Annotated in this window: 15 protein-coding genes; 10 read left to right on the forward strand and 5 right to left on the reverse strand. The window is 62.2% G+C overall.

Features of this window, described 5'->3' with window-relative positions; genetic code table 11:
- Window positions 1-52 precede the first annotated feature (52 nt).
- Together B472_RS01930 and B472_RS01935 are read left to right on the forward strand one after the other, a co-directional pair.
- The gene (locus B472_RS01930) at window positions 53-1,378 is read left to right on the forward strand and encodes a cytochrome P450 (protein ID WP_019428147.1); all 1,326 of its coding nucleotides are present in this window, start codon (window positions 53-55) and stop codon (window positions 1,376-1,378) included.
- Between the two features lie 20 nt (window positions 1,379-1,398).
- Entirely contained in the window at window positions 1,399-1,722 is a 324-nt protein-coding gene (locus B472_RS01935) for a DUF962 domain-containing protein (protein ID WP_019428148.1), read from the forward strand.
- On the opposite strand, the gene B472_RS01940 is transcribed toward B472_RS01935, so the two are convergent.
- The gene (locus B472_RS01940; protein WP_019428149.1) at window positions 1,712-2,953 is read right to left on the reverse strand and encodes a YihY family inner membrane protein; all 1,242 of its coding nucleotides are present in this window, start codon (window positions 2,951-2,953) and stop codon (window positions 1,712-1,714) included. The two genes, B472_RS01935 and B472_RS01940, sit on opposite strands and share 11 nt — an antisense overlap.
- A 21-nt stretch (window positions 2,954-2,974) precedes the next feature.
- Here B472_RS01940 and B472_RS01945 point away from each other — a divergent pair, with 21 nt between their 5' ends.
- Genes B472_RS01945 through xth form a run of 5 tightly spaced genes read left to right on the forward strand, consistent with a single transcriptional unit; the run spans window position 2,975 to window position 7,028 of the window.
- Window positions 2,975-3,409 (forward strand): DUF2069 domain-containing protein, encoded by a 435-nt coding sequence (locus B472_RS01945; protein ID WP_019428150.1) that lies wholly within the window; start codon window positions 2,975-2,977, stop codon window positions 3,407-3,409.
- Between the two features lie 5 nt (window positions 3,410-3,414).
- Window positions 3,415-4,851, forward strand: coding sequence for an FAD-binding oxidoreductase (locus tag B472_RS01950; protein ID WP_019428151.1), 1,437 nt, complete (start codon window positions 3,415-3,417; stop codon window positions 4,849-4,851).
- Window positions 4,852-4,876: 25 nt separating this feature from the next.
- Window positions 4,877-5,728, forward strand: a complete 852-nt coding sequence (locus B472_RS01955; protein ID WP_019428152.1) for a thymidylate synthase — start codon at window positions 4,877-4,879, stop codon at window positions 5,726-5,728.
- 11 nt (window positions 5,729-5,739) lie between these two features.
- Window positions 5,740-6,240: a dihydrofolate reductase gene (locus B472_RS01960; RefSeq protein WP_019428153.1), complete on the forward strand. Its 501-nt coding sequence runs from the start codon at window positions 5,740-5,742 to the stop codon at window positions 6,238-6,240.
- On the forward strand, window positions 6,237-7,028 hold the full coding sequence (gene xth, locus B472_RS01965) for an exodeoxyribonuclease III (protein WP_019428154.1): 792 nt from the start codon (window positions 6,237-6,239) through the stop codon (window positions 7,026-7,028). Before B472_RS01960 ends, xth begins: the two co-directional genes overlap by 4 nt.
- Before the next feature lies 1 nt (window position 7,029).
- Here xth and B472_RS01970 read toward each other — a convergent pair whose 3' ends face one another.
- From B472_RS01970 to B472_RS01980, 3 genes are all read right to left on the reverse strand, one after another.
- On the reverse strand, window positions 7,030-8,025 hold the full coding sequence (locus B472_RS01970; RefSeq protein ID WP_026039772.1) for an alpha-E domain-containing protein: 996 nt from the start codon (window positions 8,023-8,025) through the stop codon (window positions 7,030-7,032).
- 16 nt (window positions 8,026-8,041) lie between these two features.
- On the reverse strand, window positions 8,042-9,505 hold the full coding sequence (locus B472_RS01975; protein WP_019428156.1) for a circularly permuted type 2 ATP-grasp protein: 1,464 nt from the start codon (window positions 9,503-9,505) through the stop codon (window positions 8,042-8,044).
- A gap of 66 nt (window positions 9,506-9,571) precedes the next feature.
- Window positions 9,572-12,187 (reverse strand): DNA internalization-related competence protein ComEC/Rec2, encoded by a 2,616-nt coding sequence (locus tag B472_RS01980; protein ID WP_019428157.1) that lies wholly within the window; start codon window positions 12,185-12,187, stop codon window positions 9,572-9,574.
- 263 nt (window positions 12,188-12,450) lie between these two features.
- Here B472_RS01980 and B472_RS01985 point away from each other — a divergent pair, with 263 nt between their 5' ends.
- From B472_RS01985 to B472_RS01995, 3 genes are read left to right on the forward strand one after another with little or no spacing between them, the layout of a single operon-like run.
- Window positions 12,451-15,882, forward strand: coding sequence for a DUF2126 domain-containing protein (locus B472_RS01985; protein ID WP_019428158.1), 3,432 nt, complete (start codon window positions 12,451-12,453; stop codon window positions 15,880-15,882).
- Window positions 15,879-18,539, forward strand: coding sequence for a circularly permuted type 2 ATP-grasp protein (locus tag B472_RS01990; protein WP_019428159.1), 2,661 nt, complete (start codon window positions 15,879-15,881; stop codon window positions 18,537-18,539). The genes B472_RS01985 and B472_RS01990 overlap by 4 nt, the downstream gene beginning before the upstream one ends.
- A complete protein-coding gene (locus B472_RS01995; RefSeq protein ID WP_019428160.1) occupies window positions 18,536-19,450 on the forward strand; it encodes a transglutaminase family protein in 915 nt (304 codons plus the stop codon). Before B472_RS01990 ends, B472_RS01995 begins: the two co-directional genes overlap by 4 nt.
- On the opposite strand, the gene xerD is transcribed toward B472_RS01995, so the two are convergent.
- Window positions 19,451-20,359, reverse strand: coding sequence for a site-specific tyrosine recombinase XerD (xerD, locus tag B472_RS02000; protein ID WP_019428161.1), 909 nt, complete (start codon window positions 20,357-20,359; stop codon window positions 19,451-19,453).
- Window positions 20,360-20,364: the final 5 nt, after the last annotated feature.

The following is a 20,364-nucleotide window of genomic DNA, read 5'->3' on the forward strand; positions in this document are numbered from 1 at the left end:
GGTGCGCTCCCACACAAGACGCCTTTCGCGCACAGGGGTGCGCGCCTACGACATGAACACCCTGGCTGCCCACATCACCCCGCCCTTATCGGCTGAAAGGGCCCAGACAATCGCCCACTCGCTGGACCTGCGGGCCTTGCCGCGTGATTTTCTGGACAACCCCTACCCGGTTTACGCCGCCCTGCGCCAGAGTGAGCCCATCAAGCGCATGCCCGACGGCTCGTACTTCCTGACGCGCCACGCCGATCTGGTAGCGGTGTACCGCGATGCCAAGGTCTTCAGCTCCGACAAGCAGGTCGAGTTCGGCCCCAAATACAACCACGCGCCCTTCAACCAGCCGCCGTTTGCCACGCCCGGCGGTGTGTCGCCGCTGTTTGAGCACCACACCCACAGCCTGGTCTTCAACGACCCGCCACTGCACACCCGGGTGCGTCGCCTGATCATGGGCGCCCTCACCCGCCGCGCCATCGAGGCCATGGAGCCGGGCCTGGTGCTGCTGGTGGACAGCCTGCTGGACAAGATCGAGGCCCAGCGCGGCGGCGACCTGATCGAAGATTTTGCTTCGGCCATTCCGGTGGAGATCATCGGCAACCTGCTGGGCGTGCCGCACGCCGAGCGCGAGCCCCTGCGCGGCTGGTCGCTGGCCATTTTGGGTGCACTCGAGCCCGCCCTCAGCCCCGAACAAGAAGCCCTGGGCCACCGCAGCGTGAGCGAGTTTTTGGCCTACCTGCGCCAGTTGGTGGCGGATCGCCGCCAGCACCCCGGTGACCCAGAGCACGACGTGCTGACCCGGCTGATTCAAGGTGAAGACAGTGGCGACGCGCTCAGCGAAGTCGAGCTGCTGCACAACTGCGTGTTTTTGCTCAACGCTGGACACGAGACCACGACCAACCTGATCGGCAATGCGCTCATCAGCCTGCAGGAATGGCCCGAGCAAGCCCGGCAACTGCAGGCCGATTTGAATCAAGCGGCGACCGATGGCGCACGCGAACAAATTCTGGCCCTGGCCGTGGACGAGTTTCTGCGCTTTGAATCGTCCAACCAACTGAGCAACCGCCGCGCCCTGCAAGCCACGCAGGTTCATGGTGTCGATCTGCCTGCGGGGGCCTTGGTCACGCTGTGCATCGGCGCGGCCAACCGCGACCCGGCGGTGTACGCGCACCCCGAACAGCTGGACTTGCGCCGCACCGGCAACAAGCACCTGGCCTTTGGCTTTGGCGTGCACCAGTGCGCGGGCCTGAGCCTGGCGCGTTTGGAGGGCCGCGTCGCCATCGGGCGCTTTTTGCAACGTTTTCCGAACTACCAACTCTCTGAGGCCCCGGTGCGGGGCGGACGGGCGCGTTTTCGCGGCTTTCTGCAGGCACCCTTTTCGATCTGATCCCAGCCAAGAAACAAACCATGAACACGCCCGAAACACCCTCAACCGAGCACCCCAGTTTTGCCGAGTTTTACCCCTTTTACCTGAGCGAGCACAGCGACCGCACCTGTCGACGCATGCACTTTGTGGGCAGTACCTTGAGCCTGATGTGCTTGGCGATGCTGGCCATCACCGGCAAACCCCAGTACCTCTTGTACGGTCTGCTGTGCGGCTATGGCTGCGCCTGGATCGGGCATTTTGTGTTCGAGAAAAACAAACCCGCCAGCTTCAAGCGCCCGCTCTACAGTTTCATGGGCGACTGGGTGATGTACCGCGACATGTGGCGCGGGCGCATCAGCTTTTGAAAAGCTGCACCAGCCGAATCTGGTCCAGCCCGGTTTGCAACCAAAGCGGGTCGGTGGGAGATGCCCGCAACACCAGCAAGCGATCGGCCAGCGGGGCCACACTGGCCAGCTCAGGGTCCACCAGCAACACCAAACGGGCTTGACCCAGGTCGTTTTGCTCGCTCAAGCGGCCCACCCAATCCAGGCCTTGCAGCACGCCCAGCACTTGACGCAACTCATCCGTTTCAACCCTTAAAAACGCGGCCAGCTCGTCGACACTGCGCCCACGTCGCTCGGTGACTTTGGCGGCATTCAACGCGGCCAGCACCTCCAAGGCGAGCCTGAATGACCACCCAGCACCCTCAGGTTTGCGCCAAACCGGCCGCCCCAACTCGGGCAAACTGGACGCCAACACGGCCCCCAGCAAGACCAGCAGCCAGGTCACATAAATCCAGACCAGCAAAATCGGTACCGCCGCAAAAGCCCCATAGACCAGAGAATAGGTCGGCACCTCGAGCAGGTAAAAAGCCATCGCTTTTTTGGCCAGCTCCAGCGAACCGGCCACCAAAAAACCCGCCGTGATGGCATGGCGCCAGCGCACCCGGGTGTAGGGCACATAGAAATACAGGCCGCTCACACAAGCGGTGAGCATCAAAAACTCAAACCCGTCCAACAACCAGCGGGTCGAGCCGGGCAAAACATTCACCACATCTCTGGAGGCCGTGACCACAAAAGACGTGACGGCCAAACTGCTGCCCAAAAGCAAGGGTCCCAGCGTGATGGCCGACCAATACAGCAGCACCCGCTGGGGCAAGGGCCGCTGCCGCTGCAAGCGCCAAATCTGCCCCAAAGTGCGCTCGATGGTCACCATCAAAAACACCGCCGACAACAGCACAGCCACCAATCCGGCTGTGCCCAACCGGCTGGCCTTGAGCGAGAACTGGGTGAGGTAACTGAGCACTTGGCGGGCGATGCTCTCGGGCACCAGGCTCTCGATCAGCCAGCGCTGGATCGTGTCTTGAAACTTGCCAAAGACTGGAAAAGCCGAAAAAACCGCCAAACCGACCGCAAACAGCGGTACCAAGGCCAACACGGTGGTGAAGGTGAGCGAGCTGGCGCTGACACCCAAACGGGCATCGCGAAAACGCTCGGCCAGCACGGCACCCATTTGGCGCCAAGGGAAAACCGACAGCTCTTGCCACCACAGCCCCGTGTGGTCGCGCAAAGAGGTCTTCTTCAAGGTAGATTGCATGCCCGGTATGATGCCACCGCAATGAACACGAACCCAGAAACCAGTCCCCGCCCCCCCGAAGAATCTGTTGCACCAGCAGGGCTCGACCGTACCCGCTGGTTGGCCGTAGGCAGCTTGCTGGGCCTGATTGTCCTGGGACTGGCCTGGGAACTCTGGCTGGCCCCGCTGCGCGAAGGCGGCTCTTGGTGGGCCATCAAGGTGCTGCCTTTGTGCATCCCCATGGCCGGTTTGCTGAAAAACCGCATGTACACCTACCGCTGGGTCAGCATGCTGGTTTGGTTGTACTTCACCGAAGGGGTGGTGCGGGCCTGGGGCGATGCTTGGCCCTCTTCGGGCTTGGCCATGCTGCAAACCCTGCTGTGCACCACTTTGTTTGTGGCTTGCGCCCTGCATGTGCGCATCCGTTTCAAAGCGGCCAAAGCCAGCGGCAACTTTGTGCCCGTGCCCCGAGACTGAACACCATGACCCAAGTTTTGCCCCACCCACTGCTGGAACAGCTGCGCCAAATTTGTGGCACTGCTAACGTTCTGACGCACGAAGACCCTGCCACCGACCTGAGCCCTTGGGAGCAAGACTGGCGCAAACGCGTGAGCGGCCGGGCCTTGGCCGTGGTCAGGCCTGGCGACACCGCACAAGTGGCCGCAGTGGTCAAAGCCTGCGCCGCACACCAAACCCCCATCGTGCCCCAAGGCGGTAACACGGGCTTGGTGGTGGGCGGTATCCCCGACAACTCCGGGCAGCAAATTGTGCTGAGCATGACCCGCATGAACGCGGTGCGCGCCATCGACCCCGCCAACCTGACCCTCACGGTGGAAGCCGGCTGTGTGTTGCAAAACCTGCAAACCGCTGCCGAACAAGCCGGATTTTTGTTCCCTTTGAGTTTGGGCGCCGAAGGCAGCTGCACGATTGGCGGCAATCTGGGGACCAACGCGGGCGGCACCCAGGTGCTGCGCTACGGCAACGCGCGCGAGCTGTGTTTGGGGCTGGAAGTGGTGACCGCCCAAGGTGAGGTTTGGCACGGCCTGTCGGGCCTGCGCAAGGACAACACGGGCTACGACCTGCGCCATCTGATGATTGGCAGCGAAGGCACGCTGGGCATCATCACTGCGGCCACCATGAAGCTTTACCCCCAGCCTGCCGCGCAATTGACGGCTTGGGCGGCCGTGCCGAGCATGGAAGCGGCCGTGGAACTCCTGGGCTTGGCCCACCAGCGACTGGGCCCAGGCCTGACGGGCTTTGAGGTCATGGGTCAATTCGCCCTGAGTTTGGTGGACAAGCATTTTCCGCATTTGCGCGTGCCCATTTGGCAAGACACCCCTTGGTGCGTGCTGCTGGAAAATTCAGACAGCGAAAGCGAGCAACACGCCCGTGGTCAGTTTGAAGCCTTGCTCGAAACCGCCATGGCACAAGGCTGGGTGAGCGATGCCGTCGTCGCCGAAAACCTGACGCAAGCCAAAGGCCTGTGGCACATCCGCGAAAGCATCACTTTGGCCCAAGTGCAAGAAGGCCAAAACATCAAGCACGACATCAGCATCCCGGTCTCGCAGATCGCCAACTTTGTAAAAGAAACCGATGCCCTGCTGGAGCGCGAAGTTCCGGGTGTGCGCTTGGTCGACTTTGGTCATCTGGGCGATGGCAACCTGCACTACAACGTGCAAGCGCCCGAAGGGTCTGATGGCAAGGACTTTGTGCGGGCCTTTGAAGACAAGATCAACACCTTGGTGTTTGACCAGGTCAAACGCTTCAACGGCTCCATCAGCGCAGAGCACGGTGTGGGCGCGCAAAAAGTGAACAAGTTGCCGCACTACAAAGACCCCACAGCCATGGCCATGATGCGGGCCGTGAAACAGGCGCTGGACCCCCACAACATCATGAACCCGGGGCGTGTGCTCGCCTAAACCCTTTGATCTGAAAACCAAGCCCATGAACGCCACTGCACCCGCCCCTCATCGCCCAGTACGCAGCCAGTACGAAGACTTCATGCGCCATGTCTACACAACGGGCGTGCAAAAAGGCGACCGCACCGGCACAGGCACGCGCAGCGTGTTCGGCCACCAGATGCGGTTTGACCTGAACGAGGGCTTTCCGCTGGTCACCACCAAGAAGGTGTTTTTGCGGGCCATCATTGTGGAATTGCTGTGGTTTTTGCGCGGCGACAGCAACGTGAAGTGGCTGCAAGAGCGTGGTTGCACCATCTGGGACGAATGGGCGCGCGAGGACGGCTCGCTCGGTCCTGTTTATGGTGTGCAGTGGCGCAGCTGGCCCACACCGGGCGGCGGGCACATCGACCAAATGCAACAGGTCATGGACACGCTCAAAAACAACCCTGACAGCCGCCGCATCATCGTGAGCGCCTGGAACGTCGCTGAGCTCGACCAAATGGCGCTCATGCCTTGCCATGCGTTCTTCCAGTTTTATGTGGCCCCGCCGCAAAAAGCAGGCGACAAGCCCAAGCTCAGCTGCCAGTTGTACCAGCGCAGCGCCGACATCTTTTTGGGCGTGCCCTTCAACATCGCCAGTTACGCCTTGCTGACCCACATGGTGGCCCAGCAGTGCGACATGGACGTGGGGGATTTCATTTGGACCGGTGGTGATTGCCACATTTACAGCAACCACCACGAGCAAGTCGCGCTGCAACTGAGCCGTGCGCCCATGGCCTACCCGACCCTGAACATCAAGCGCCGACCCGCTTCGATTTTTGATTACGAATTTGAAGACTTCGAAGTCGTGGACTACGCGTGCCACCCGGCCATCAAAGCCCCCGTGGCGGTTTGAGCACCAACCCGATGAAGCTGCACCTGATTTACGCCCGCGCCCGCAACGGTGTGATCGGCAAAGACAACCAAATGCCTTGGCACCTGCCCGAAGACTTGGCCCACTTCAAGCGCGTGACGCTGGGCCAGCCGGTCATCATGGGCCGCAAGACCTGGGATTCTCTGCCTGCACGGTTTCGCCCCCTGCCCGGGCGCCTGAACATCGTCATCACCCGCCAGACTGACTGGCAAGCCGAAGGCGCTTTGCGTGCGGCTTCCATCGATGAAGCCATGCGGCTGTGCGGCGATGCACCCGACGCCTGGATCATGGGCGGCGCGGAGATTTACCGCCAGGCCGAGCCCCTGGCCAGCACCGCGGTGGTGACCGAAATCGAAGCCGACTATGAAGGCGATGCCTACGCGCCCGATCTGTCGGCTGGCTGGACTGAAGTGCAGCGCGAGGCCCATGTGGCGGCCAATGGCTTGCGCTTCAGCTTTGTCACCCGCCAACACCACCGCACAAGCCCACCATGAAAATTGCCACCTGGAATGTGAACTCTTTGTCGGTGCGCCTGCCGCAAGTTTTGGATTGGTTGGCGGTGCAAAAAGAGTCCGGCGGCATCGATGTGCTGGCCCTGCAAGAGCTCAAACTCACCGACGACAAATTTCCCATCGCGGCTTTGCAAGAGGCCGGCTACCAAGCCCATTGGTTTGGCCAAAAAACCTACAACGGCGTGGCGCTCATCTCCCCCGCCACGGGTACCGAGGTGGTCAAAAACATCCCCGGTTTTGAAGACGACATGTCCCGCGTGATCGCCGCCACTTACCCCGACGGTGCGGGCGGTTCGGTGCGGGTCATTGGCGCCTACTTTCCCAACGGCCAAGCGCCCGACAGCGACAAGTTTGTCTACAAGATGCGCTGGCTGGATGCACTGCGCGATTGGGTAGGCAGCGAAATGCAAAAGCACCCCCACTTGGTGCTGCTGGGCGACTACAACATCACTTTTGACGAGCTGGACATGTGGGACCCGGTGGGCCTGAAAGACACCATCCACTGCACCTTGGCCGAGCGTGAAAAACTGCAAGCCCTGACCGATTTGGGCCTGGTCGACAGCTTTCGCTTGTTCGAGCAGCCCGAGAAAAGCTACAGCTGGTGGGATTACCGCGAATTCGCTTTCCGCCGGAACCGGGGGCTGCGGATTGACCACATCTTGATTTCTGAGGCGCTGAAGTCCCGCGCCAGCGCCTGTGTGATCGACCGCGCTCCGCGCAAAAACGAGCGGCCCAGCGACCACACGCCCGTGGTGCTGACGCTGGCCTGATTTAAGCGGCCTGCGGCATCAAAAAGTCGCGGCTGATGCGTCCCCCCAACACATTCACACGCTCCAAAAACTGCGTCAGGTAGGCGTGCAGGCCTGTGGCCAAAATTTCGTCGATGCGGCCAAAAGCCAATTCGGCACGCAACCGCCCTGCATGGCGCAGCGTGTCGCTCTCGCGGTCGTGCGACACCAGCGCCAAATTGGCCACCACCTCGTTCAGGCTCGCATGCAGCGAACGGGGCATGTCTGGGCGCAAGATCAGCAACTCGGCCACGCGCTCCGGGCGGATCACGTCTCGGTAAACCTTGCGGTAAACCTCAAAGCCGCTCACGCTGCGCAAGATCGCACTCCAGTGGTAGAAGTCGAATTCCTGCGCCACCTCCGGCACAGGGCCAACCTGGGTCTGTGCAGCGCCGAAGTTCGGCGCCCCAAAAAAGTCGTTTTGCATGGCGTGGAACTTCACATCCACCAGCCGCGCCGTGTTGTCGGCCCGCTCCAAAAACGTGCCCAGGCGCATGAAGTACAGCGACTCGTCCATCAGCATGGTGCCCACGGTCACGCCACGCGAGAGGTGCGAGCGGAACTTGACCCACTCAAAGAACTGACCCGGATCGCGCTCAAATTCGCCGTTTTTGAGCATGCGGTTGACCTCGAGCCAGGTCTGGTTCTGGGTCTCCCACACCTCGGTGGTCAACGTCCCCCTGACGGCGCGGGCGTTTTCGCGGGCGGCGCGCAGGCACGAGATGATCGAGGATGGGTTGTTCGCCTCCTTGACCATGAACGCCATCACATCGCGCGGCGTGATGGTTTTGTACAGGGCCAGATACGAGGGCAGCAACTCGCTGATCGACAAGATGCCTTCCCAACCGGCTTCGACCGCGGCGGCAGACTGGGGCAAGAGCGAGGTCTCGTAACTGACGTTCAACATCCTCGCGGTGTTCTCGGCCCGCTCCATGTAGCGGGACATCCAAAAAAGGTGGTCGGCGGTTCTTGAAAGCATGTGTGTTCTCCCCGTCTCAGTCCTGCAATATCCAAGTGTCTTTGGTGCCACCGCCCTGGCTGCTGTTGACCACCAAAGAACCTTCTTTCAAAGCCACACGGGTCAGGCCGCCGGGCACCATCTGCACCGTGCGGCCAGACAGCACAAAGGGCCGCAAGTCGATGTGGCGCGGCGCGATGCCGCTGTCGACGTAAGTGGGACAAGTGGACAAACTGAGCGTGGGCTGGGCGATGTAGCCCTCGGGGTTGGCCAACAAAGCCGCCCGGAACCGCTCGATCTCGGCGGTGGTCGAAGCCGGCCCGACCAGCATGCCGTAGCCGCCTGCGCCGTGCACTTCTTTGACCACCAGGTCTTTCAGGTGGGCCAGGGTGTACTGCAGATCCTCGGGCTTTCGGCACTGAAAAGTGGGCACGTTTTTCAGCAGGGGCGCTTCACCCAGGTAAAACTTGATCATGTCGGGCACATAGGGGTAGATCGATTTGTCGTCGGCCACGCCCGTGCCCACGGCGTTGCAGATCGCCACATGGCCCGCCTTGTAAGCCTCCATCAGGCCTGCGCACCCCAATGTGGAGCTGGAGCGGAACACCTTGGGGTCCAAAAAGTCGTCGTCCACCCGGCGGTAGATCACATCCACCCGTTTGGGGCCGCGTGTGGTGCGCATGTAAACGAACTTGTCTTTGACAAACAGGTCTTGCCCCTCGACCAGCTCCACGCCCATTTGCTGCGCCAAAAAGGCGTGTTCAAAGTAAGCGCTGTTGTACATGCCGGGCGTGAGCACCACCACCGTGGGCTCGGCGGTGGTGGCGGGGCTGCTGGCGCGCAGGGTCTCCAGCAGCAAATCGGGGTAATGCGCCACCGGGGCCACGCGGTGCAGGCTGAACAACTCGGGGAAGAGTCGCATCATCATCTTGCGGTCTTCCAGCATGTAACTCACGCCGCTGGGCACGCGCAGGTTGTCTTCGAGCACGTAGTACTCGCCCTGGCCTGCGCTGTCGGGCGCACGCACGATGTCGATGCCGCTGATGTGCGAGTAGATCTGGTTGGGCACGTCCACGCCCACCATTTCGGGGCGAAACTGCGCGTTGCGCTCAATCTGATCACGCGGCACCACGCCTGCCTTGAGGATCTCTTGATCGTGGTACACGTCGTGGATGAAGCGGTTGAGCGCGGTGACGCGCTGCACCAGGCCCGCTTCCATGCTGGCCCACTCCTGGGCAGCGATCACACGGGGGATCAGGTCAAACGGGATCAGACGCTCGGTGCCCCCTTCGTCGCTGTTCGCATCCTCGTCCTTCTCCCCATATACCGCAAACGTGATGCCCACGCGCCTGAAAATCATCTCGGCTTCTTCACGGCGAGCCGCCATGGTTTTTGGGGCTTGCGTCTGCAACCAGCGGGCGTAGGCCTTGTAGTGATCTCGGACCTCACTGTCCTGGCCCGATGCGGGCAGGCGGCTGTACATCTCATCGAATTGGCGCATGGGTCTTCACTCCTGAACAATGTTTAGCAAGATGTATACCCACCCTTTGATTCCTGCGATGGCCTCTCAAGGCGGGCTGGGCGCCAAGCTGCGGTGCCAGTAGCGCTGGCGCTCGTCCCGCTCACAGTGCACCTGGCTTGGCGCTTGGCTGCGCCAAGTGGCGGCGCCACACCGCGTGCTTTCAACCAACTGGGTGCCTTGACCCACGTAACGCGCCACCACCTCTGGCGCAGGATGGCCAAACCGATTGCGGTAACCCGCCTGCACCAGGGCAATGCGGGGCTGCAGGGCTTGCAAAAAGGGCTGGCTCGACGAGGTCTTGCTGCCGTGGTGCGGGGCCAGCAACACATCCACCGGGCTCAAGCCGAGGTCGACCAGCGACATCTCTTGCCGGGCCTCGATGTCCCCCGCCAACAAAGCGCTGCCCTGCGGGGTACTGATGCGCAACACGCAGCTGACTTCGTTCGGCCTGGGCTTTGGAGTCAGCAAAGCCAAGGGCGGCGGGTGCAGCACTTCAAAACGGACGCCATCCCATGCCCACGACTGTCCCGCTTGGCAACGCGTCCAGCCTGGCCTGTGAGAGTGCAAGGTGTGCTCGTCTTCCAGCGAAGACCACAAGGCCGCTTGTTTCTGCATCGCGAGCACTGCGGCCGCGCCACCCGTGTGATCGCTGTCGCGGTGACTGAGCATCAGCACATCGAGACGCTCACCCATTTGGGCCAACAAGGGCACCAGCACCCGGTGGCCCGCGTCGCTCTCGGCAGAGTAGCGCGGCCCCGCGTCGTACAAGAGGCTGTGGGTTGCGGTGCGCACCAAGACCGCGTTGCCCTGCCCGACATCGGCGGCCAGCAACTCAAATTGACCTGGTTCTGGGCGTGGCGGCGACCACAACAAAACCGGCAAGAGCAAAGGCAAACACAAGAGCTTCCAAGACATGGGCATGCGCAGCACCAAGCCCAGCGCCCCCGTCAGCGCCAACAGGGCCAAGCCCCAAGGCGGCATGGCCGTGGCCACGCTGGCCAGCGGCCAAGCCGAAAGCCAATTCAGCAGGGCCGACAAAGGCTGCAAGGCCCAAGAGGCCACCTCCCAGACTTCAGAGAAAAGTACCCCCAGCATGGCCAGCGGCGTGATGACCAAGGTCACCCAGGGAATGGCCAGCACGTTGGCCAGCAAGCCCACCACAGACACCTGTCCAAAAAACAACAAGGTCAAAGGCGCCAGGGCCAAGGTGATTTTGGCCTGCTCTTTCAGCAAGGATCCCAGTTGGGACCCCCACAGCGCCCACCACCCAGCACAACCAGCCCACCCACCGGACAACCGCAACGCACCGATGCGGTGCGAAAAGGATTCAGGGGACGCGTCATGACGCCAAGTCGGTGCATCGCCCGCATCCCCTTCTGGTGCAAGACCCGATGGCCGGCGGGTTTGCGGGTCCGACGCCATCAAGACGCCGACGGCCACAAAACTGAGCCAAAAACCCGGCTGCAGCAGCGCCCACGGGTCCCAAGCCAGCACCACAGCGCAGGCCGTCAACCAAACCAAGGCACCATGCCAATGGCGCGCCGACACCCTGAGCACCACGACCACCAACAGCATCAACAAGGTGCGCTGTGCGGGCAATCCCCAACCGCTGAACACAGCGTAAAAGGCAGCCAAAAACAAACCCGATACCGCACCGACATGTACTGCAGGCCATCGGGCTGGCCCCCCAAGCCAACCCGTGCCACGCCAAGTCCACACCGCTGAACGCCGCCAAGCCCAGCCCACACAGGCTGAGGCCAGCCAGGCAAACATGGTCACATGCAAGCCCGAAATGCTCATCAAGTGCGCCACGCCTGTGGCCCGGAACACATCCCAATCGCTGCGGTCAATCGCGGCCTGATCACCCACCACCAAAGCCGCCAAAACCCCAGCACGTTTGGCGGCATCGGCATCGGTTCCAGCAGCAGCCAAGTGCGTGAGCAAGCGGTCGCGCACCGTTTGCCGCAAACGCTCGATCGGGTGCCACTGGGTGCTGGCCAGGCGAAGGGGTGGTGGGTCTTTGGCGCGGGTGCGCACATACCCGGTGGCCCCAATACCCTGCTCCCAAAGCCATAACTCGTAGTCAAAACCGCGTGGGTTCATGTGGCCGTGCGGGGCTTTCATGCGCACACGCATGCGCCAGCGCTCTCCGGCCTGCACGGGCTCGGGCAGGGCCGTCAGTGTCCAGCCGCTGTCATGGGCGCCATCCTGACCGTACCAACCCAAATACACCTGTGCAGGCCAATCACGCGACAGGTCCACAGGATGCAAAGTGCCGGTCGCATCCAGTCGCCAGGCCTGTTCGATCCGAAAACGAAACCGCCAACCCAGGTCTTGCCTTTGGGGCATGGCTTGCACCACCCCCACCACGTCCAGGTCTTGCCCTTCCAAAGACGGTGTCATGGCGACCGCGCGGGACTGGGCATGCAAGCCGGTCACAACAAACGCCGCCCATGCCCACAGCAAGCCCCAAGCCAGCACTGCAGCACGGTGCCCCCAAGCCAAGCGCCGCAAGGCCCATGCCCCCAAGCACGCCAACAGCAAGCCAGCGCCGTAAATGAAGGCAGGCCACAGCATGGTTTGTTGCAGCTGCAGCGCGACCCCCAGGCACCAAGCCAAGAGGCCCGTCCCCAAAATACGCGCCCAAGCCATGGCCATCATGGGTTTCGCCCCATGAGAGCCACAAACGGCAGCCCAACGCCTGCTGTGCAGCATCGCTTCACCTCAGCCTCCCTGATTTGGCTGTTCATGGTTTGTGTGGGTCTTGGCCCACTGGCCCTGACGCGCCTGAACAGTTCGCGGCCCCTTTGACGGGGTCTTGATCAGAAAAATCCGATGCGGCAGGTCTGGCGCGTGTCTTGCTTATTTGTAACTGCCCAAGCTGCATTTGTCATGCGTGCAGCCCCTGTTGCGCTGAACGAGATATGTCGATACAAGTTGCCCTGCACCACGTCACCCACTACACCTACGACCGTCCCGTGCAACTTGGCCCCCAGGTAATTCGCTTGCGTCCTGCCCCACACAGCCGCAGCCGCATCTTGAGCTACAGCCTCCAAGTCGAACCCGCTGAGCACTTCATCAACTGGCAGCAAGACGCTTTTGCCAACTACCAGGCGCGTTTGGTCTTTCCCCAAAAAACCACGTCCTTCAAAGTGACGGTGGACGTGGTCACCGAAATGGCCGTGTTCAACCCTTTTGACTTCTTTCTGGAACCCTCGGCCGAAGAGGTGCCGTTCCACTATTCGGACACGGTGCGCGAAGAGTTGCAGTCGTATCTGGACAAGCACCACAAGACACCACTCTTCAAAAAATACCTGGCCAGCATGGACCGCAAGCGCCAAAGCACCATCGACTTTTTGGTGCAGATCAACCAGCGCCTGCACCAGGACATCCGTTACACGATCCGGATGGCGCCGGGGGTGCAAACGCCCGAAGAAACCTTGAGCCTGAAAAGCGGGTCTTGCCGCGACACCGCTTGGTTGCTGGTCCAGTTGTTTCGGCACATGAACATCGCTGCCCGCTTTGTTTCGGGTTATTTGATCCAGCTGGCCCCGGACGTGAAATCGCTCGACGGCCCCAGCGGCACCGAAGTGGACTTTACCGACCTGCACGCATGGTGTGAGGTGTATTTGCCGGGTGCAGGTTGGATAGGCCTGGACCCGACCTCGGGCCTCTTGGCGGGCGAAGGCCACATGCCACTGGCCTGCACACCACAACCGTCAGCCGCTGCCCCGATAGAAGGTCTGATGGACGAGGCCGAGGTCGCGTTCAGCCACGAGATGAGCGTGACACGCATCCACGAATCGCCCCGCGTGACCAAGCCCTATTCAGACGCGCAATGGGCAGATGTGCTGCGTCTAGGCGAGCAGGTGGACGAGCAACTGCTGGCCGAAGACGTGCGCCTGACCATGGGCGGCGAGCCCACCTTTGTGTCCACGCAAGACCGCGATGGCGCTGAGTGGAACACCGATGCCATGGGACCCACCAAGCGGGGCCTGGCCACCGAGCTGGTGCACAAGCTGCGCCAGCAATACGGCCAAGGCGGTTTTTTGCATTTTGGTCAGGGCAAGTGGTACCCCGGCGAGCAGCTGCCGCGTTGGGCGCTCAGCATTTACTGGCGGGCCGATGGCACGCCCTGCTGGCAAGACCCTGCGGTGTTTGCCGATGAGCGCGAACCCAGTGCCTACACCAGCGCTGACGCGTTGCGCTTCATGCTGGCACTGACAACCCGACTTGGCCTGCCCAGCGACACCGTTGTGCCAGGCTACGAAGACACTTGGTATTACCTCTGGCGCGAACGCCGCTTGCCCGTCAACGTGGACCCGTTGGATGCCCGGCTGGACGATGAGATGGAACGCATTCGTTTGCGCCGCATCTTCAGCCAGGGGCTGGACGCGCCAGTGGGCTATGTGCTGCCGCTGCAACCCATCGATCCCCCCGAGGGCAAGAGCGCGGTGCTGACAGGAACGCATTGGCAAACCGGCCGCTGGTTTGTGCGCGACGAGCGCCTGTACCTGATGCCCGGTGATTCGCCCATGGGCTGGCGCCTGCCGCTGGACTCGCTGCCCTGGGCCGCGCCCACCGACCGTTGGCATCAGATCGAAAAAGATCCGTTTGCACCGCGAGCCGCCTTGCCAGTCAGCCCGCCCGTTTCCCTGCAGTCGCGCACCGGCATCGCAGCGATGCCCTCAACGCCCACCCTTGCAGCGGCCGCCAAATTCCAGTCCGACCCCTCGGTGGTGCGCACCGCCTTGTGCGTGGAGGTGCGCGACCCGAACCGCGTCAACGGCCCTAAAGCGGAGACTGAAGCCATGGCCAAGGGCGAAAAATCGGGCATCCTTTACGTCTTCATGCCCCCGCTGGCGCGCCTGGAAGACTACCTGGCACTGGTGAGTGCGGTCGAAGCCACGGCACGCCAACTGGGGATGCAAATCGTCATGGAAGGCTACCCGCCACCGCGCGACCCGCGCCTCAAACTCCTGCAAGTCACACCAGACCCCGGCGTGATCGAAGTCAACATCCACCCGGCCCACAACTGGACCGAGCTGGTGGACCACACCGAGTTTTTGTACCAGGCCGCTTTCGAGACGCGGCTCTCGGCCGAAAAGTTCATGACCGATGGCCGCCATACCGGCACCGGCGGCGGTAACCACATGGTGATGGGCGGCGCCACCCCGGCCGACAGCCCCTTCTTGCGCCGCCCCGAGTTGCTGGCCAGCTTGGTTTTGTATTGGCACAACCACCCCAGCTTGAGTTACCTGTTCAGCGGCATGTTCATCGGCCCCACCAGCCAGGCCCCGCGGGTTGACGAAGCCCGCAACGACCAGGTCTATGAGTTGGAAATCGCGCTGCGCGAGATCGTTCGGCACAGACAAAACCATGGCAAAGACATGCCGCCTTGGGTGGTCGACAGAACGCTCAGGAACATCCTGATCGATGTGACCGGCAACACCCACCGCAGCGAGTTTTGCATCGACAAGATGTATTCACCCGACAGCAGCACAGGGCGGCTGGGTTTGCTGGAACTGCGCGCGTTTGAGATGCCACCCCACGCGCGCATGAGCATCGTGCAACAGTTGCTGCTGCGGGCGCTGGTGGCACGCTTTTGGAATACCCCGTATTCAGCGCCCGTGACCCGCTGGGGTACCGAGCTGCATGACCGTTACATGCTGCCGCACTGGATCCACAAAGACTTTGACGACGTGCTGACCGAGCTGGGCGATGCGGGCTTGCGCTTCGACCCAAGCTGGTTCGCGCCGCATTTCGAATTTCGTTTCCCCTTGGTCGGTCAAGTTCAGGTGGATGGCGCGGTGCTCACGCTGCGCCATGCGCTGGAGCCTTGGCATGTCATGGGCGAGGAGAACGGTGGGGGCGGCACGGCCCGCTATGTGGACTCGTCACTGGAGCGCATGGAGGTGCATGTCAGGGGCATCAACCCTGCACGCCACACCGTCACCGTGAACGGCAACCCCCTGCCCCTGCAGCCCACGGGCGTGGTGGGCGAATACCTGGCCAGCGTGCGCTACAAGGCATGGAACCCGCCCTCGTCGCTGCACCCGAGCATCGGCGTGCACGCGCCGTTGACGGTGGATTTGGTGGACACCTGGATGAAGCGGTCTTTGGGCGGTTGCCAATACCATGTGGTGCACCCGGGTGGCCGCAGCTACGAGGGCTTTCCTGTCAACGCTTACGAGGCCGAAAGCCGCCGCATGGCCCGGTTCTTTCGCATGGGCCACACCCCCGGCGCCATGAAAAATCTGTCTGCGCTACAACCCAATGCTTTGTTGCACGCCAGCCCTGAATTCCCGTACACGCTGGACTTGAGGCGCTGCAGATCAACGACAATGACCCGATGAATGGGCCCTCTCACACACCCAAAGACGCCACCGAAGCGCACACCAGAAACTGGCTGTCGCTTCAAAAGGAGCGGGCTCCCCACGGCCATTGGGACGAAATGCGGGGCGCGGTCATACCGACCAAAACATCTACCGCCCCGTTGACAGACCCCAAGATCAGCGGTCTTTGGCAGCAATTCATTGGCCCCCTGAACACGCCATCCACCCACCGCGTGGCTGACCTGAACGCCCGCATGAACCACCTGCAAGGGCAGGTGCGTGACAACGGCATCAGTTACAACGTCTATGCCGCCGCCGACCAGCCACAACGGCCGTGGTCGCTGGACCTCTTTCCGCTCATGCTGAGCGCTGCCGACTGGCAGCAGATCGAAACCGGTGTGCTTCAGCGCATGCAGCTGCTGGAAAGCATCATGGCCGATGCCTACGGCCCCCAGCAATTGGTGCTGCAAGGCCAATTGCCCGCAGCTTTGGTGCAAGGACACCCGGGTTACTTGCCTGCCATGCATGGCGTGGCCCCAGTGGGAGGACGCTATTTGTCCCTGGCTGCGTTTGACTTGGCGCGCGGGCCGGACGGCTGCTGGTGGCTGCTCTCTCAGCGCACACAAGCGCCCTCGGGATTGGGTTATTTGATCGAAAACCGGCAGATTGTGTCGCGCCAGTTTCCGCAGGCCTTCGAGGCCTTGCCCGTGCAGCGCTTGGCCGAAACCTACCGCACGTTCATCGACAGCATCAAGGCCAGGAGCCCAGCGGGCAGCGCGGCCCATGTGGCGCTGCTCACGCCCGGCCCTTACAACGAAACCTATTTTGAGCACGCCTACCTTGCCCGCTATTTGGGCTTGAGCTTGGTACAGGGCAACGACCTGACCGTGCGGGATGAAAAGCTTTACCTCAAAACCCTGCAAGGCCTGCAGCCAGTGCATGGCTTGCTCAAACGCTTAGACGACGACTGGCTGGACCCGCTGGAACTGCGGTCGGATTCCACGCTCGGTGTGCCAGGACTGCTGCAAGCGGTACGCAGCGGCAACGTGCTGGTGGCCAATTCGCCAGGCTCGGGCTTTTTGGAGTCCAACGCACTGCTGGGCTTCATGCCGGCCTTAGCTCGCAAGCTTTTGGGGCAAGCCTTGCACCTGCCTGCGATTCCGAGTTGGTGGTGCGGCGAAGCGGCAGCCTTGCAAGATGTGCTACCCCGCATGCAAAGCTGCGTGATCAAACCCACCTACCCTGAGAACACCCACCGCCAAAGTTTTGAACCGGTGCCGGGACACAAACTGTCACGCCAAGAACAAGACGAATGGGCTGGCCGGATCTTGCGCGACCCCGACGCCTACACCTTGCAATCGTGGTTGCCGCTGTCGCACCAACCCACTTGGCAAACCGGCCCCGATGGCGGCGCCAGCATCCAGATGCGTCCGGTGGTGCTGCGGGTCTTTGCCGTGAGCGACGCGCATGGCGGCTGGCAGGTTTTGCCAGGCGGCTTGGCTCGCCTGGGCACGCGCGATGGCATCGCCTCCATGCAGCGCGGCGGCAGCAGTGCCGATGTGTGGGTGCAAAGCACGGTCAAACCGCCAACGCCGCCCGCTTCAGCCTCCTCCATCCCGGCCGCCAGCGACGCCGTCGCACAGCGCCAGCGCCTGGTCACCAGCCGCGCCGCTGAAAACCTGTTCTGGATGGGGCGCTACACCGAGCGCACCGAAAACACCTTGCGACTGGTGCGATTGAGCCTGGAGGTTCTGAATGGAGAAAACCAAAATCAACCCTGCTTGCTGCACTTCATCAACCGCATGGCCACACGCCATGGCTTGGTGCGCGCGGGGGTGCCGTCTGCAGAGCAAGCGCACCGTGTTTTCGAACGCTCGCTGATCGCGGGCCTGTGGGACCAAGAACTGGCCACCAGCGTGGGTTTCAATTTGCGTTCGGTTCGCCTCGCAGCGGCCTCGGTGCGCGAGCGCCTGTCGCCCGAGCACTGGCGTTTGCTGGAACAAGCCGAGTCCCGCTTTTTTCAACCCTACGAGGACCAACTTGACGCTGGGACACCTGCTGCGCTGACCGACACCGCGACCGTGCAGCGCCTGTTGGCCGACACCAGCCAGATGCTGGCGGCGCTCACGGGCGCACAAACCGACCGCATGAGTCGCGACGACGGCTGGCGTTTGCTCTCACTCGGTCGCCACATTGAGCGATTGGCTTTTTTATCCCAGGCATTGAGCGAAGCCGTGCAGCTGGGCCTGCTGGATGAGCAAGCCGGGTTCGATGTCGTCCTTGACCTGTTTGACAGCACCATCAGCTTCCATGCCCAACACCAGCAAAGCCGCACGCCTCAAGCCTTGGTGGAATTGCTGGTGACCGATCCGGACAACCCGCGTTCATTGGGCTGGGTGGCGCAGACCTTGCGATCTCGCCTGCGGCGCATGGGTTCTTTGGCCGATGGCGCCACACTGAGCTTGGCCCAAGGGGTGCCGGATTTGATTGGCTTGACCACCGAGTCGCTGTGGCCTTTAGAGGCCCATCACCCACCCCAGGCCCACGACAGCCACACGCCCCACCCCCTGCAGACCACCTTGGCCCTTTGCGAAACCACGGCCCGCCAAGTATCAGACCAGTTGTGTGGCCTGTTTTTCACGCACAGTGGCGAAGCCCGCTACAGCATGAGTTCTTGAAACGCCAACAGACCATGCGCTTGGCCATCACCCACGACACCCGCTACCGCTACAGCCCGGCTGTGCAAACCGCCCAGCATGTGGCGCACCTGCAAGCGGCCGATACGCCTTGCCAAAAAGTCATCCACCACTGGATGCACCTTGAACCCGACGCCTTGGTGCTGCACAGCATCGACGCTTTTTTGAACCACCGCGCCTATTGGGCCCTGACGAATCCGCACGACGGCTTGCTGGTGCGGGCCTACAGCGAGATCGAGACCTGCGCGCTTGCACAAGCCCGCTCCGACCAAAGCTGGGAATCGGTGCGTGAGCATTTCCGTTACCGGAGCGGGCATGCCGGCGATGTGCACAGCGGCTTGGTGTTCGGCTCGCACCATGCTCCGGTACACGAAGCGTTTTTGGCTTATGCGCAAAGCAGCTTCACTCCCGGCCGTCATTTGGTGCAAGCCGCCCAAGAACTCACGGCCCGCATGCACCACGACTTTCACTATGAATCGGCCAGCACAGACATCAACACACCCGCGCTCGAAGCGCTGACCCAACGACGCGGCGTTTGCCAAGACTTTGCCCATATCTTGGTGGCTTGCTTGCGCTCGCTCGGTCTGCCCGCACGCTATGTCAGTGGCTACCTGCTGACACAGCCCCCGCCCGGTCAACCCCGCTTGGTGGGCAGCGACGCCTCCCACGCTTGGGCCTCGGTGTTCGTGCCCGAGTTGGTCTCCCATGCCTGCCAAGGCTGGCTCGACCTGGACCCCACCAACAACCGCACGGGCTGGGCCAGCCCTGGCGTTGACTACGTGCGTTTGGCGGTGGGCCGCGACTTTGCCGATGTTTCACCACTGCGGGGGGTGTTGCAAGGGGGCAGTGCCCACACGCTGGAGGTGGCGGTCACAGTCGCCCCCCTCGGCTGATCAACCCCGAGGGTGGTGCTGCGCGTGCAAGGTCTTGAGGCGTTCACGCGCCACATGCGTGTAAATGGTGGTCGTGGAAATGTCGGCATGGCCCAGCAGCATCTGTACCGCTCGCAAATCAGCGCCATGGTTGAGCAAGTGCGTGGCAAAGGCATGGCGCAGCGTGTGGGGTGACAGGGGCGCAGTAATGCCCGCATCGATGGCATAGCGCTTGACCAAACTCCAAAACATGACGCGCGACATGCCGGTGCCCGGTTTGGGGCCGCTGGTGGTGACAAACAGGTCTTCGGTCTGCCGCTGGCCCAGCATGGCGGGCCTGGCCTGCGCCATGTACCGCTGCAGCCATTCGCGGGCCTCTTCGCCAAAAGGCACCAAGCGCTCCTTGCTGCCTTTGCCCATGATGCGCAGCACGCCTTCGTTCAGGGACACATGCAAGGTTTTCAGGCTGACCAATTCGCTCACGCGCAGGCCACTGGCGTACATCAGCTCCAGCATGGCGCGGTCTCGCAAACCCAAATGGGTGGCCACATCCGGCGCACACAACAAAGCATCGACTTGGGATTCGCCCAAGGTCTTGGGCACTCGCAGCGCTTGTTTGGCCGCCAACATGCGCAAAGTGGGATCGACCGTCATCCGGCGTTCACGCAGCGCCCATCGAAAAAAACGCTTGAACACGGTGAGCCTGCGGTTGGCCGAGGTGGCCTTGGTTTGCCCGTGGCGTTCGGCAAAGTAAGCCTGCAGGTGGTGTTCTTGGGTGGCTTCCAACGCCAAGCTGTGCCTTGAAAAAAGCCAGTCGGCAAAGAGCGACAAGTCAAGGCGGTAAGCCGCCAAGGTGTTGGCCGCCAATCCGTCTTCCAACCAGAGCGCCTCGGCAAAGCCGTCGATGGCGTTCTGGCTGGCCTCATGCATAAAGG

Origin of the sequence: Limnohabitans sp. Rim28 (assembly GCF_000293865.2) — a bacterium.
GTDB lineage: Bacteria > Pseudomonadota > Gammaproteobacteria > Burkholderiales > Burkholderiaceae_C > Limnohabitans_A.